Source organism: Nocardia africana NBRC 100379 (assembly GCF_001612635.1).
Lineage (GTDB): Bacteria > Actinomycetota > Actinomycetes > Mycobacteriales > Mycobacteriaceae > Nocardia > Nocardia africana.
The window spans coordinates 19,865-32,919 of the sequence record NZ_BDAV01000025.1; the positions used below are offsets into that span (position 1 = coordinate 19,865).

At 68.2% G+C, this 13,055-nt stretch carries 15 protein-coding genes; 4 read left to right on the forward strand and 11 right to left on the reverse strand.

Annotated features, from left to right (window positions below; genetic code table 11):
* Positions 1-7 precede the first annotated feature (7 nt).
* The 9 genes from NA3_RS32670 to NA3_RS37300 form a co-directional block, all read right to left on the reverse strand.
* Positions 8-964: an MlaD family protein gene (locus tag NA3_RS32670; protein WP_062968333.1), complete on the reverse strand. Its 957-nt coding sequence runs from the start codon at positions 962-964 to the stop codon at positions 8-10.
* Positions 961-2,022 (reverse strand): MlaD family protein, encoded by a 1,062-nt coding sequence (locus tag NA3_RS32675; RefSeq protein WP_084492067.1) that lies wholly within the window; start codon positions 2,020-2,022, stop codon positions 961-963. Before NA3_RS32675 ends, NA3_RS32670 begins: the two co-directional genes overlap by 4 nt.
* The gene (locus NA3_RS32680; RefSeq protein WP_062968427.1) at positions 2,019-3,104 is read right to left on the reverse strand and encodes an MlaD family protein; all 1,086 of its coding nucleotides are present in this window, start codon (positions 3,102-3,104) and stop codon (positions 2,019-2,021) included. Before NA3_RS32680 ends, NA3_RS32675 begins: the two co-directional genes overlap by 4 nt.
* Positions 3,104-4,150, reverse strand: coding sequence for an MCE family protein (locus tag NA3_RS32685; protein WP_062968334.1), 1,047 nt, complete (start codon positions 4,148-4,150; stop codon positions 3,104-3,106). The genes NA3_RS32680 and NA3_RS32685 overlap by 1 nt, the downstream gene beginning before the upstream one ends.
* Positions 4,138-5,136 carry an MlaD family protein gene (locus NA3_RS32690; RefSeq protein ID WP_062968336.1) on the reverse strand — a complete coding sequence of 333 codons (999 nt, stop codon included), beginning with the start codon at positions 5,134-5,136 and terminating at the stop codon, positions 4,138-4,140. The genes NA3_RS32685 and NA3_RS32690 overlap by 13 nt, the downstream gene beginning before the upstream one ends.
* Complete coding sequence (locus tag NA3_RS32695; RefSeq protein WP_084492072.1) at positions 5,133-6,158, reverse strand: MlaD family protein; 1,026 nt, start codon at positions 6,156-6,158, stop codon at positions 5,133-5,135. Before NA3_RS32695 ends, NA3_RS32690 begins: the two co-directional genes overlap by 4 nt.
* Positions 6,159-6,163: 5 nt before the next feature.
* Positions 6,164-7,030 (reverse strand): MlaE family ABC transporter permease, encoded by an 867-nt coding sequence (locus NA3_RS32700; RefSeq protein ID WP_062968338.1) that lies wholly within the window; start codon positions 7,028-7,030, stop codon positions 6,164-6,166.
* 1 nt (position 7,031) lies between these two features.
* Complete coding sequence (locus tag NA3_RS32705) at positions 7,032-7,877, reverse strand: ABC transporter permease (RefSeq protein WP_062968340.1); 846 nt, start codon at positions 7,875-7,877, stop codon at positions 7,032-7,034.
* A gap of 443 nt (positions 7,878-8,320) precedes the next feature.
* The gene (locus NA3_RS37300) at positions 8,321-8,512 is read right to left on the reverse strand and encodes a winged helix DNA-binding protein (RefSeq protein WP_128145101.1); all 192 of its coding nucleotides are present in this window, start codon (positions 8,510-8,512) and stop codon (positions 8,321-8,323) included.
* 205 nt (positions 8,513-8,717) lie between these two features.
* On the opposite strand from NA3_RS37300, the gene NA3_RS32715 reads away from it, so the two are divergent.
* Together NA3_RS32715 and NA3_RS32720 are read left to right on the forward strand one after the other, a co-directional pair.
* Positions 8,718-9,350, forward strand: coding sequence for a CE1 family esterase (locus tag NA3_RS32715; protein ID WP_062968344.1), 633 nt, complete (start codon positions 8,718-8,720; stop codon positions 9,348-9,350).
* Positions 9,347-9,913, forward strand: a complete 567-nt coding sequence (locus NA3_RS32720) for a YbhB/YbcL family Raf kinase inhibitor-like protein (protein WP_062968346.1) — start codon at positions 9,347-9,349, stop codon at positions 9,911-9,913. Before NA3_RS32715 ends, NA3_RS32720 begins: the two co-directional genes overlap by 4 nt.
* Positions 9,914-9,931: 18 nt before the next feature.
* Here NA3_RS32720 and NA3_RS32725 read toward each other — a convergent pair whose 3' ends face one another.
* A complete protein-coding gene (locus NA3_RS32725; protein WP_062968348.1) occupies positions 9,932-10,879 on the reverse strand; it encodes a phosphotransferase in 948 nt (315 codons plus the stop codon).
* Between the two features lie 94 nt (positions 10,880-10,973).
* On the opposite strand from NA3_RS32725, the gene NA3_RS32730 reads away from it, so the two are divergent.
* Together NA3_RS32730 and NA3_RS32735 are read left to right on the forward strand one after the other, a co-directional pair.
* On the forward strand, positions 10,974-11,420 hold the full coding sequence (locus NA3_RS32730) for a MarR family winged helix-turn-helix transcriptional regulator (protein ID WP_063917849.1): 447 nt from the start codon (positions 10,974-10,976) through the stop codon (positions 11,418-11,420).
* 19 nt (positions 11,421-11,439) lie between these two features.
* The gene (locus NA3_RS32735) at positions 11,440-12,402 is read left to right on the forward strand and encodes an MBL fold metallo-hydrolase (protein ID WP_084492068.1); all 963 of its coding nucleotides are present in this window, start codon (positions 11,440-11,442) and stop codon (positions 12,400-12,402) included.
* Here the strand turns inward: NA3_RS32735 and NA3_RS32740 are convergent.
* On the reverse strand, positions 12,374-13,021 hold the full coding sequence (locus NA3_RS32740; RefSeq protein WP_062968350.1) for a class I SAM-dependent methyltransferase: 648 nt from the start codon (positions 13,019-13,021) through the stop codon (positions 12,374-12,376). The two genes, NA3_RS32735 and NA3_RS32740, sit on opposite strands and share 29 nt — an antisense overlap.
* Between the last annotated feature and the right edge of the window lie 34 nt (positions 13,022-13,055).

A 13,055-nucleotide genomic window follows, 5' to 3' on the forward strand; every position in this document is an offset into this window, starting at 1 on the left:
GGTGGTACTACTTGACATTGATGCGCACCCGCACGGTCCCGTCGGCGCCCACATCGTCGAGGGCCTGCGTGATCAGATCGGAGATGTCGATGCGCGGCGCGGAAGCGGTGGTCGCCTCGGCCAGCGGCGCGAGCGCCGGACCCAGGGATTTCAGCTCCGGGCCGAGCTGCGCCAGCCGGTCGCTGAGCTTCGCCAGGAACGGCGCCAGGCCGTTGCCCTCGGTGTAGCTTCCGGCGGGACGGGCGTCCACCATCCGGCCCACCGCCGCTACCAGATCGTTCAGGGCGTGGGTGAACCGGACGAATGCCGGTGCCGCCGTACTGGTGGCCGGACCGGCCCAGTCGATATCGGCCGCGGCGGCCTGAAAGCTGTTGAGCAGGTCCGCGATTCGCGGGCTGCGGCTCATGATCGCGGCCGCCAGCAGATCTCCGGATCGGGTCAGATTCGGAATCGCGGCGTCGGTGCCGTCCAGCGCCGAGCTCGCGGTGGCGACCAGCGAGCCCACCACCTCGGGATCGAGCTGGTTCATGGTCTTGGTGACCAGCCGCGCGACGTCCGGAATCGACAGCGGCATGCGCACATTCGCTGTTTCCAGGCGCTGGCCGTCGTGCAGGTAGGGCCCGTTGCCCGAGGTGGGCCGGAATTCGACGTACGGTTCGCCGAGGGCCGACAGATGTTCGATGGTCACCGTGCTGTCGGCCGGCACCCGCTTGTCCGCGGCCAGCCGCATCGCGACCTCGACACCCGCGGCGGTATGCCGCACGGCGGTGACGCGGCCGACCTCGAGTCCGGTGAGCAGCACCGGCGACCCGACGCCCAGACCACCGGAATCGGTCAGCACCATGGTGGTTCGGTTGTAGTCGGCGAAAGGGTCGGCGCGGACGACTCCGAAGGTCAGATAGCTCGCCCCCAGGACGGTGATCGCGACGATACCGCCCAGCGAGGTCAGCGCACCCCACCTCATCGCACCACTCCGATCATCCGCAGGGAGGCCAGGATGCGGTCGGTCTGCTGATCGGGCGGCACGTCCGCGGAGGCGTCCGAGCGCACCCCGACGATGTTCACCTTCGGCCCGCGTTCGACGAACGGAATCACCTTGTCGCGCAGCAGTTCCATGACGGCCTGCAGATTCGACGGACGGCTCAGGTCCACCGGTCCGGCCGAGAGCAGCAACGGCGCGAACGCCTGGGCGGCCCCGTCGGCACCGCGCAGCACCGGCCCGAGCCAGGTCAGCGACGCACCCACCGGCCCCAGCCCACCGAAGATCTTCGTCACGCCCACGATGGAGTCGGTGATACCGTTCATCTGTTCGACCGAGGTTCGGCTGAGAATGTCGTCGAGTTCCGGCTGAATATCATGCAGTACTTGGGCATTCGTGCCCAGACCGTCGAGCAGCGCGTCGACGCTGTCCAGGTTGTTCGCCAGATCGGTGGCATCGGCGGCCATGGTGTGCGAGATCCGGGCGGTCTGCGCCGGATCCTGTGGCAGGGTGCGATTGAACTGCTCGATGACGTCCTGCAGCTGGGTCACCGCGCCGCCCTGGGTGAAGGCGGCGATCAACGCCATCGTGTCCTCCAGTTGCACCGGCGGTTTCGACTGTGCCATCGGAATGGTGGACCCGTCGTGCAGCAGGGTGCCGAAACCGTCCGGCGGCGTGGTCAGCGCGACGTGGATATCGCCGAGCACCGTGTTCTGCCGCAGTTCGGCGACGGTGGTCGTGGGCAGTCGCACCGACTTCGAGATGTCGGCGTCGACCACGACGTAGCCGCCGCGGCCACCCGCGGCGGCCGGATTCATCACGGTCACCCCGGAGACCGTGCCGACCTGCGCGCCGTTGGCCATGATCTTGGCGCGGGCCGGCAGGTTCAGCACGTTCGAGAATTCGATGCGCACGTGGTAGGTCGGGCCGGACACCGTGGTTCCCGGCACCGGTACCGACGAGGGGTCGAATGCGCATCCGGCGGCCGGCAGCGCGGCCGCCACGACGATCGCCGAGCCGAGCGTGAATCGCCGAAATCTCATCGCGCACCTGCCAATCCGAATATCAGGGCCGCCATGTCCACTATCGCCGCACCGCCGGCCGCGGTGCAGCGCCCCGGGGCGAGCGCGTCGATCGCGGCGCACACCTGGTCGGCGTGTTCCTGCGGAATCGCCACCTTCGGCGGGGCGTAGCCGATGCCGGAGGCACCGACCGTGTGCACGGCCTGGGCGAGAACCGGTGTCAGGGAAATCATCTGGGCCAGCGAGCCGACGTTCGCGCGCAGGAATGTCACCAGCGGGACGGTGTCGTCGAGGGCGCGCATGATCGGATCGCCGAACAGGGTGGTGATGTCGTTGAGCATCGGCAGCACCTGGCCGAGGCCGTCGAACAGGGCCGCACCCGGCTTCAGCAGATCCTCGGTGGCCTGGTCCAGGACCGGCCCCAGCCGGGTGAGCATGGTCTTCAATTCACCCCAGTGCGCCTCCACATCCTTGGAGACCGAGGCGAACGCGTCGAAAATGCCTGCCAGATGGGCGATATCGGCATCGGGCGCGGACAGCGCGGCGCCGAGTTTCTGCACCAGCGCGTTGATCTGCGGTCCGGTGCCCGCCGTGGCGTCGTTCAACGAGGTGAGTCCGCGCGCCAGCGCGTCGGGGTGCGCGGCGTCCGGGCCCTGGATCTGCGACGACAGCTGGGCCAGCGCGTTCAGCGTGTCGCTGATGCTCTTGGGGGTCAGAGTTTTGGTGAGGCAGTGGGTGGGGTCCCAGCGCGCGGCCTCGGTGCCGCTGGAGACCACGGCGAGTTCGCGGGAGGCGACGATACTGTCCGACAGCGTCGTCGCACCGGCGTCGGCGAGGATCGGATGATCCGTGTCGACGTCGAAATCGACCTTGACCGAAGTGCCCTGCGGCGCAACGGATTTCACCGTCCCGACCGTGATGCCGCGCATGGTGACCTGGTTGCCGGGGTAGAGCCCGACGCTGTCGGGCATGATCGCGCAGTAGGCCGTGGTCGCCTTCAGCGGCTGGAAGGCGACGAGATAGCCGACCACCGCGACCGCGACGACGGCCACCGTCCCGGCGATCGACATGAAGGCCCGCGAACCGAGCAGCTTGTGCAGCATCAGCAGTCCTTCCCCGGTACCGGGATACACAGGTGGGCGGCCGGTGCGCTGACCGTCTGCCCCGACTGATCGACGGTCACCGGCCCGTCGGTCCCGGCGAGCTGGGAGAATTTCTGCTGCAGACTCTGCACCGTGCCGATCACCGGCTCGAGTTCGCCACCGAGCTTTTCCAGCTGCGGCAGTGCGTCACCGAGCTGCTGGAGTTTCGGTTTCAGCGCCGAATCGTAGGTGGGCGCCAGCGCCGCGACCCGCTCGATCACCGCGCGCAGCAACCGCACGCCCTCACGCAGTTCGGCGCGCTTGTCGACCAGCAACGTCTCCATCTGGTTGACGTTGACCATCAAACGCCCGAGATCGTGTTTGGCCCCGTCGTACATGGTGACGTATTCGTCGGCCACCGCGATCGCATCGGTGACCTGGGTGCGCTGCCGGTTGAGCGCGTCGACGTAGGTGCCGAGCGTATCGAGGGTGGTGCGCAGCGCCTCCGGTGCGGCCTCGATCGAGGTGTCCAAGGCGGCGAGATTGCGGCGTAATGTGTCGCCGTCGATCTGCCGCAGCGGTTGCGCCGCATCCTGGAAGGTCTGCACGAGACTGTAGGGCAGCCGCACGCGATCCATCGGAATCGCCTTGTCGCCCAGCGGCTTGTCACCCGCGGGAAACAGCGCGACGTAGTTGCCGCCGACGATGGTCAGCATCCGGATGTCCAGCGTGGACCGATCGCCGACGAAGACGTCCGAATCGACGGTGAACCGCATCCGCACCCGATCCGGATGCAGCTCGAGCGCTTCCACCTTGCCGACCGGGATACCGGCGACGCGAATATCGTCACCGACCTTCACCGACTGCGCTTCGGACAGTTCCGCGGTGTAGGTCTTCTTGCCGAACGGCACCACGTACAGGATGCCCGCGGCGGCCGCGCAGACCACGACGAGCGCGACGCCGACGATGCCGAGCCGGATTTCGCGGCGGCGGGTGGTCGCCGCATCCGCGACGCGCCGATCCCGCGGCCGGAACAGGCCGGACCCGAACCGATTCAGCCGTTGCATATCGCCACCTGCTGTCCCGCGACGAGCACCCGCACCACCTGCGGCAGTTCGGCATTTCCCTTGGAGCACTGCGGTTTCCAGCCCGCCACCGGCTTCGGTGTGGCCGCGTCCAGTCCGCCGAGCAGGGCCGGCAACTTGCCGAAGACGTCCACGGCTTCTTTCGGGTCGGGGAACAGCCGCCGGATGAGCGCGTCGACATCGGTGCCGGACTGCAGGCCGAGCGCGTCGAACAGGCTGTCCAACGGTCCCAGCACCGACGGCGCGGCCATCGCGAACTGCGCCAGCCCGCCGATGTTCGTCTGCAGGGCCTGGAAGATGTCGGTCAGCCGGGCCAGCAGCGGCACGAGGTAGTGCACCCGCCCGCCGACGCGCTGCGACAGATCGGACATGTTGCGGATCAGGGCGCCGATCACCTGCTGGCGGTTGTCCACGTAGGAGGCGAGCCGGCCGATCGCGGCCAGCACCGGTTCGACGTTGCTGCCGTCGCCCTCGATCAGCGCGACCATACTGGCGCTGAACTGGTTGATCGCCTCCGGGGAAATGGTGGCCAGCACCGGTTTCAGGCCGTTGAACATGCTCGTGACATCGAACGACGGCACGGTGTGGTCGGTGCCGATCGTGCGCCCGGCCGGCAGTCGCGTCCCCGGCTTCGGCTGCTGCTGCAGATCGATGTAGCGCTGACCGGTGAGATTCTGATAGCGGATGGCGAGCTTCGAATTGTCGAAAATCGGCGCATCGGTCTTCAGCGACAACCGGACTCGCGCCAGCGCCCCGTCGAGGGAAATGGTGTCGACCTTGCCGACCTGTACGCCGAACTGGCGTACGTCGTCGCCCACCTTGAGTCCGTTGGCATCGGTGAACAACGCCTGATGCGTCTCGGTGTCGCCGGCGACGGGCCGCTTGATCGCGGTGAACACGACCGACAGCACGACGATCATCACCACCGCGAACAGACCCAGCCGCCAGGCGGCGGCCCCCACCTTCATCGGATCCCTCCCAGCAGCGGTGCCAGCACCGGCACGCCCCGCACATCGATTTCCGTGTCTAGCACCGGGCCGTTCGGTGTGTCGTGCAGGCCGGCGCGCAGGCGGCGCACGAGTTCGGCCAGATCGGCGCCGGATTGCTGCGGACGGGGAACCATCTGCGCCAGCACCGCGAGCATCGGCGCGAGAGTGTCTGTGGCGCCGGACAATTCGGATCCCGCACGCGTGCCGAGACCGGCCAGCGCGGGCAGGACCGAACCGGTCAGCGCCGACGTTCCGGCGTCGTAGGAGCCCCGATCGTCCTGCAGCCGTGGGATATTGCGCAGCAGATCGAGCACCTGGATGGTCGCGCCCGCGAAGCGTCCGCCGCCGTCGAAGGCCGGGCCGAGCCGTCCCACCAGTTCGGAACTGGGCATCGTCTGGTTGTCGGTGATGGTCTGCGCCACCGAGATCAACGCCTGGGCCAGCGGCGTGAAGCCGCGCACGTCGTTGGAGACCTGGGCGATCACCGTGGCCATCTGCGGAGTCAGCAGAGCGTTGCCGGTCTGCGACAGCCCGCGCAGCAAACCGCCCATGGTCGCGTCGTAGACCGCGGCGGCGTGCTGCCCGGTCAGGTCGATCGTGGACCCGCCGCGCAGCGGGGCACCGCCGGAGCCCGGCCGCAGCTCGATCTCGCTGATGCCGAACAGGTTCGCCGGCGCGTAGTCCACCCGCAGGCTGTCGTCGATGCCGTGCAGCTGAGATCGGTCCAGCCGCAGGGTGATTCGCTGGGTGCCGCCGTCGGCGGGCACGATCGCCGCGACCTCGCCGACCTGCACACCGTCCACCCGCACCGGCGTGCCGGTCAGTACCCCGTCCCCGATCTGCTCGGTGTGCAGGGCGATGCGCAGGCTGTCGTCGGTACGCAGGCCGCGGTAGGCCAGCGAGCCGATCGCGACCACGGCCGCGAGCGCGATCGCCACGCCGCCGACCAGCAGCGAGCGCCGCTTGTCCACCGCCACTCCGGGCATTCCGTAATTCGGCACCTGCACTACCCCGTGAAGTCGATCGACGCGTTGAAACCCCACAGCATCAGTGTCAGCACCATGTCGATGGCCACGATCGCGACCGAGGACGCACGCACCGCGCGGCCGGACGCGATGCCCACCCCTTCGGGTCCACCGGTGGCGAAAAAGCCGTAGTAGCTGTGGATGAGGATCACGACGGTCGCGAAGATCGCCACCTTGATCACCGCGGCGATCACGTCGAATCCGGACACGAACTGGAAGAAGTAGTGGTCGTACACACCGGCGGACTGACCGTGGACCAGTGTGATGAGTCCGCGGCAGGCCAGATACGACAGGATCAGCCCGATCAGGAAGGTCGGCACGATCGAGACGGCGCCGGCGATGACGCGGGTGGTCACCACGAACGGGACCGACCGCAGGCCCAGTGCCTCGATCGCGTCGATCTCCTCCGAGATGCGCATCGAGCCGATTTCGGCGGTCATGCGACAGCCCGCCTGGGCGGCGAATCCGATGGCGGCCACGATCGGGGCCAGCTCGCGGGTGGTGGCGTAGGCCGAGACGATGCCCGACACCGGGCCCATGCCCAGGATGTTCAGCATGGTGAAGGACTCGACGGCCACCGAGGCGCCCATCACCAGGCCCAGCACGATCATCATCGGCACCGTGCCGCCGCCGACGATCACCGACCCGCGTCCCCATGTCATATCCGAGATGATGCGCAGCGTCTCGTCGCGATACCGCCTGAGCGTCAAGGGAATCGACGACAGCACCTGCCAGATGAAGGCCAGGACGAAGCCCAAGCCCTCCACGCGCGCCAGGAGCAGACCGCGGCGGCGATAGAAACGCACGAAGTGGCCGAACCCCTTGGGCATATAGGTCGAAATCGCCACGTCAGACCAGCCTCGTCGGCAGGAACATCTCGACAACCTGGGTCACGCCGAGATTGACGATCGCGATCGACACCACCGACAGCACCACCGCCGCGTTCACCGCATCGGCCACCCCGCGCGGGCCGCCCTTGGCCTCCAGTCCGCGCTGGCACGCGATGATCACCACGAGGAAGCCGAACAGCACGGCCTTGAGCAGCGAGACCCACACATCGGCGACGGTGGTGAAGGATCCGAAAGTGGCCCAATAGCTTCCGGGGGTCACGTTCTGACCGCCGACGGCCACGGCGTAGCCGGCGACGATGCCGACGAAGATGATGAGGATGTTCAGCAGCGGCGCGACGAGGATCATCGCCACCAGTCGCGGGATCACCAGCCGGTGAATCGGCGAGATGCCCATCGTGTTGAGCGCGTCGATTTCCTCGCGGATGGTGCGGGCGCCCAGATCGGCGGCGATCGCGGCCGCCCCCGCGCCGCCGAGGAGGAAGCCGGTGGCCAGCGGCGCGCCCTGCTTGATCACCCCGAGGCCGCCGGTCGCGCCGAGCAGCGAATCCGCGCCCAGGGTGTGGATGAGGTTGCCGACCTGCACCGAGACGATCACCCCGAACGGGATGGCGATCAGAATCGCCGGGATCGCGGTCACCGTCACCAGCCGCCACGCCTGCAGAATCGCTTCGCGCCATTGGAATTCGCGCCGGACGACGTCGGTCGCCGTGCCGGTCACCGATTCCCGGGCGATATCCACTGCCCTGCCGAAGGTTCGCAGCGCGGACACGACGGTGTCCGAGAAATTCTCGCGAACGATACGAACAGCGGACGCGCCCGAGGAAGCCCGGGTCACCGGCGCCATGAGCGGCGGGCCGGGTCCGGGCGGTGTGGCTCGAATTTCACAATCGTCTCTCCGTGATCGGCAACACTGCCAACACGAAGCTAACGGTTACAACTAGTTACAGTAAAGCTGATCACGGTGTGAGGGTGACCGCTCGGAGACCCGCACGACGTGCGGCGATTAATCCAGCTCACGTGCATGTTTTTCTAAGTAAACGCCAGTTCTGAAACCTGTTATCAGCACCGATCTGCTATCGCTATGACCCGCGTCACGTGTGATCGGCCACAACGATTCGCCCTTACGGACTCGCCGCGGTGCGAGCGGCCGGGCGGAGATCGTGCTCGTCGACCTCGGTCGCCTCGACCGGGAGAAAGTCGTCGCGATGCCGCACGGCCGCCGATACCGAATAAAACAACGCGGCACCGTCCGGCACATCGGGAAGGTCCCGGAGATCTCCCCCCGATTCAATCCAGGAGTTTGCCCAGAATCGGAAGGGACGCCGCCAATCGCCGCTGTTCGGCGGGCGTCAGACGAGCGGCGATCAATTCTGCCAGATGGCCGTACCCGGCCTCGCGCCGTTCGGACAACAGGTCCCGCCCGGCGTCGGTGATGTGCAACCGCTTGCGCCGCTGGTCGTCCGGATCGGGTGTGCGCATCAGCAGCTCCGACGGCGAACGGGCATGCCGCGTGGAGGGAAGCCGATGACCGCCGAACTGATTCCGGGCGAGCTGACCCACGACGGCCGCCCGCGAAGCTTTCACCTGCGACCGCCCCGGGAGCCGGACAGTCCGCTGATCGTCGCGTTGCACGGGAATATGGGACCGCAGGCCGGAGGCGGCGGTCTGCTCATGCACGAACGGCGTGGACGATGTGGGGTTCCTGCGCACCCTGATCGACTGGTGCGCGCGGCGGTATCGGACCGCATCCGATCGCACGCTGGTAGCCGGAATATCCAACGGCGCCTTCATGTCTCACCGGCTCGCGCTCGAATGCAGCGAACGGATCGCGGTCTTCGCCGCGGTGGCGGGGGCGCTGCCCGCCGATCCGACCGCGGTGCGGCCGACCCACGCGGTGTCGGCGATGCTGATCAACGGCGATGCCGATCCCCTGGTTCCGCTCGCCGGCGGCCACTCCCGCCACCGCGGGCCGAACGGCGAACCGCGCGGGCGGATTCTCGGCGCCGCCGCGACCGCCGAACACTGGGCGAGCCTCGACCGGTACACGGGCGAACGAACCACCGTCACGACCACCGGCTCGCGACGTGTCACCGCGGCCCACGGCATCGGCGACACCGCGGTCACGACATGGACGGTGTTCGGCGGCGGCCACACCTGGCCGGGCGTCGCCGTGCCGGAGGAATGGGCAAGCACTCCCGGCGCGGCATCCACCCTGGAATTCGATGCCACGGTAGAAATCCATCACTTCGCCCGCCCGCTCGTGCGACCGGCGGCGCGGCGGCTACTTCCACCCCGGTCGGAGAAGGAGAACCGATGAGTATCCTCGGCAAGCTACTCGCCAATCGCCGCGCCGGTGAATCCGAACTGGCATGGAATCAGCCGAACCTGCTCGGCGACACAGTTTTTCGACTCACGAGTCCGGACTTCGAGCCGGAGACCACTCTCGACATCCGGCACGCCTCCCACCGGATCGGTGGCGCCGACGAGTCTCCCGCCTTGAGCTGGAGCGGCGCGCCGGACACCGCGGCGGGCTATCTGCTGGTGCTCGAGGATCCCGACGCTCCGATGCGGAAACCGTTCGTCCATTGCGTCGCGCTCCTCGATCCGGCGGTGCGGAGCTTGTCCCGCAACGCGTTACGCGCCGATACCGACGAAGCGGGTGTGCGGGTACTGCGGTCCGGATTCGGCCGCGGGTACATGGGCCCCGCGCCGATCAAGGGACACGGACCGCACCGGTACGTCTTCGAGTTGTTCGCCCTGGGCGCGCCCCTCACCATGGCCGCGGGGAAATCCGTCGAGAGTGCGAAGCCTCGGGAGGTGCTGGCGGCCGCACAGGCGGTGGGCCGGGCGCGAATCGACGGATTCTACGAACGCCCCTGAGGCGCAGGGCTCAGAGGCTCAGGACATGCCGTTCGGCCGATAGCTGCGCAGCGCCTGCCGCAGGACCGTCAGTCGCTGTTCGCGAAAGTCCGTCCGGCCCTGTTCGACAGCGTCCAGCACGTCGAGCGCGGGATCGGCACACGCCCAGAAGCGCAGCTTGTTCTCGGTGACGGCTCCGAGATCCCGGGCGCGACATCGCTGGATCTCGCGCACGAACTCGTGCCCCGCCTCCGGGTAGAGGTAGCAGAGGTCGTAGTCGGGGTCACCGATCTCCACATCGCCGAAGTCGATCAGTCCGCTGATCCTGCCGCCGCTGATCAACAGATGATCCAGGCTCATATCGGCATGGATGAGCGTCGGTTCGAAGTCGAAGTTGGCGTCGTCGTCGAGATATCGGTGCCACGCCCCGGACAGCTCCGCGGCCTCGGCCTCATCCAGCAACGGAAGCACCTCGGCACGAACGGACTTCAGATCCGCGGCGAAATCACCCCGCAGATCGGTGACCTCGACACCGAAGTCCCGGGCGCGGTCCACCGGAAACGAGTGGATCCGTTCGATCAATTCCGCGATCGTGCGTGCCGTATCGGAGTGCAGCAGTCCCCGCCCGGCCCAATCCGCTTCGTTGAGCGATTCGCCCGGCACAAGCGGATACACGCAGTACTCCCCCGGCCCCAGCGGATTCGGCGCGGTGAACAGGAATTGCGGAATCGGCACCGGCAGCAACGGCGCCAATTCCGGAAGCAGACCGGCCTCGCGCGCGATCCCTTCCGCGCCGTGCGGGTCCTGCGGCAGGCGCAGCACGTAGAGCTTGCCGGCCGAATCCAGCTGGAGCGCAACGCTGTCCAATCCGGCACCCAGCAGACGCAGGGAACCGCCCGCCAACTCCGGCAGGGGCGAGTCCGCGAGGGCACCGCGTACCCGCTCCTGCCAGTCCGGCGGAAGTTGCACGCTCGCGCGCATATCCATATCCGCATCGTAGAACCGGTGTCCACCGGTTTTCGCCGGGCGGCCGGGCGCGCACGCCGGGCGGCCGGGGCGGGCGCCGTCTAAGATCGGCGGCGTGCCGGAATCCGGGAGCTCGGTCCCCGCCTCGGTCCAGGTGTGGCGGGCGTTGCAGCGGGTGTACGTCGACCTGCGCCCGGAGCTGGACGCGCAACTGCGCCGCGGCTACGGCATGCCCGCCAGCTGGTACGACATGCTCGTGGAACTCGCGGGGACGCCGCGGCTGCGCATGAGCGATCTCGGCGCGACCATGGTGCTCAGCCGCACCCGGGTGAGCCGCCTGGTCACCGAATTGGAGGCGCGCGGCCTGGTCACCCGCGAAACCAATCCCGCGGACGGCCGATCGGCGTACGTCGCCATCACCTCGGCCGGGCGGCAGCGGTTGCACGAGGCCACCCCCCATCATCACGCGGTCGTCGAGCAGCATTTCGCCGATCTGGCCGCCGACGAGCTCGGCGCTCTCGCCACCGCCCTGCACAAGGTGCTCGCCGACGATCGTCCGTGACCCGATGCAGAATGGACCGATGTCCGCTCTCTCGACGGTGCTCGATCCGCTTCGGCACACCGCCGGCTATGCCCGGTACTTCCTGAACAAGAGCGCTCGCGACCGGGAGGATGCGCAGGCATTGCGCGCGCTCGAGGCCCGCCCGCTCACACTGCCCGCCGGTCTCGAACTCGAATGGCTGGGCACCGCCGGGTACCGGATGACCTACGAGGGCGCGACGCTGCTCGTCGACCCGTTCCTCACCCGGGTGCCGCTGTCGACGGTGGTGCGCCGCCGCACCGCACTTCCCGATCCCGCATCGATCGACCGCTTCCTGCCCGGCCTCGACAACGTATCGGGAATCGTTGTCGGACATGGTCATTGGGATCACGCGCTGGACGCTCCCGAGCTCGCGCGCCGCTGCGGCTGCCCGGTCTACGGCTCGCGATCGGTGCGCAACCTCATGGCTCTGCACGGACTCGGCGAGCGCGGTGTGGAGGTGGAGCCGTATCGCCGCTACGAACTCGGGCCGTTCACCGTGACCTTCGTGCCGAGCGTGCATTCGAAGATCCCCTTCGGCACCCGGATTCCCTCCCCCGGCGACACCAGTTGCGAATCCCTGGCCGCGCTGGCGCCGATGGCGTACGGCTGCGGGCAGACCTGGGGCATCCACATCGCGGTGGCCGGTATCGAGATCTATCACCAAGGCAGCGCCGATCTCATCGACGAGGCGATCCGGCACCGCGACGTCGACATCTTCCTCGCCGGAGTGGCCGGACGGTCGGTGACCCCGGACTACTGGCACCGGATCCTGACCCGGCTGCGCCCCGCCACCGTCGTGCCGATGCACTACGACGATTTCCTCCGGCCGCTGGACGCGCCGATGGGCTTCACCGTCGATATCGCCCTGGCCGCGGTGCCCGACGAGATCGGCGCCGTGAGTCGCGCTGTCGACGTGGTCGCCCTGCCGCTGCTCAGTCCTCGTTCCCCCGGCGGCCGATGAGCAGATGAGCCGGAATCGGCTGCCGATCGATCCGCCGATGTTCGACCGCCAGCCCGGCTCGTTCCAGCGCGCCCGATACCTCGTCGACCGGCCGCAACCGGAAGCCGTGCGCGGTGAACGGCATCTTCGCCATCGCCGCCGGATCCCCGATGCCGATCACCACCCGGCCGCCCGGGCGCAGCACCCGCGCCAAATCCGCGCAGGCCCGGTCCAGATCGTCGACGAAATACACGGAATTCACCGTGATCACCGCGTCCAGGCTCGCCGAGGCGAGCGGCAGCTCGGTGAGTGCGCCCTCCACGATCCGCAACCGGCCGGTGCCGATGTCCCGGGCGAAGCAAGAACGGGCGCGCGCCGACATATCCGGAGAGATCTCCACGCCGTGCACGGTCCCCGCCGCACCGACATCGCGCAGCAGAATCGACAGCCCCACACCGCCGCCGAAGCCGATATCGGCCGCGGCCTGTCCCGCGCTCACCTCGGCCGCCTCGACCGCGGCGTCGATGGCGAAGCGATTGGCCCGGTTCAGCATCCGCGCCACCACCTTGCCCAGCACCCCGTGCGGATTGCCCAGCTGTTCGGCGACCGTGGACATAGCGCGGGTGACAAGGGAATTCATGTCACGCATGCTACCGATCCGGACTCGTCTCAGC

Bases quoted from the DNA above. Each gene is read 5' to 3' on its own strand.
- NA3_RS32670 (WP_062968333.1), bottom strand. From the start codon at position 964: ATGAGGTGGGGTGCGCTGACCTCGCTGGGCGGTATCGTCGCGATCACC.
- NA3_RS32675 (WP_084492067.1), bottom strand. From the start codon at position 2,022: ATGAGATTTCGGCGATTCACGCTCGGCTCGGCGATCGTCGTGGCGGCC.
- NA3_RS32680 (WP_062968427.1), bottom strand. From the start codon at position 3,104: ATGCTGCACAAGCTGCTCGGTTCGCGGGCCTTCATGTCGATCGCCGGG.
- NA3_RS32685 (WP_062968334.1), bottom strand. From the start codon at position 4,150: ATGCAACGGCTGAATCGGTTCGGGTCCGGCCTGTTCCGGCCGCGGGAT.
- NA3_RS32690 (WP_062968336.1), bottom strand. From the start codon at position 5,136: ATGAAGGTGGGGGCCGCCGCCTGGCGGCTGGGTCTGTTCGCGGTGGTG.
- NA3_RS32705 (WP_062968340.1), bottom strand. From the start codon at position 7,877: ATGGCGCCGGTGACCCGGGCTTCCTCGGGCGCGTCCGCTGTTCGTATC.
- NA3_RS37300 (WP_128145101.1), bottom strand. From the start codon at position 8,512: ATGCGCACACCCGATCCGGACGACCAGCGGCGCAAGCGGTTGCACATC.
- NA3_RS32720 (WP_062968346.1), top strand. From the start codon at position 9,347: ATGAGTATCCTCGGCAAGCTACTCGCCAATCGCCGCGCCGGTGAATCC.
- NA3_RS32725 (WP_062968348.1), bottom strand. From the start codon at position 10,879: ATGGATATGCGCGCGAGCGTGCAACTTCCGCCGGACTGGCAGGAGCGG.
- NA3_RS32735 (WP_084492068.1), top strand. From the start codon at position 11,440: ATGTCCGCTCTCTCGACGGTGCTCGATCCGCTTCGGCACACCGCCGGC.
- NA3_RS32740 (WP_062968350.1), bottom strand. From the start codon at position 13,021: ATGAATTCCCTTGTCACCCGCGCTATGTCCACGGTCGCCGAACAGCTG.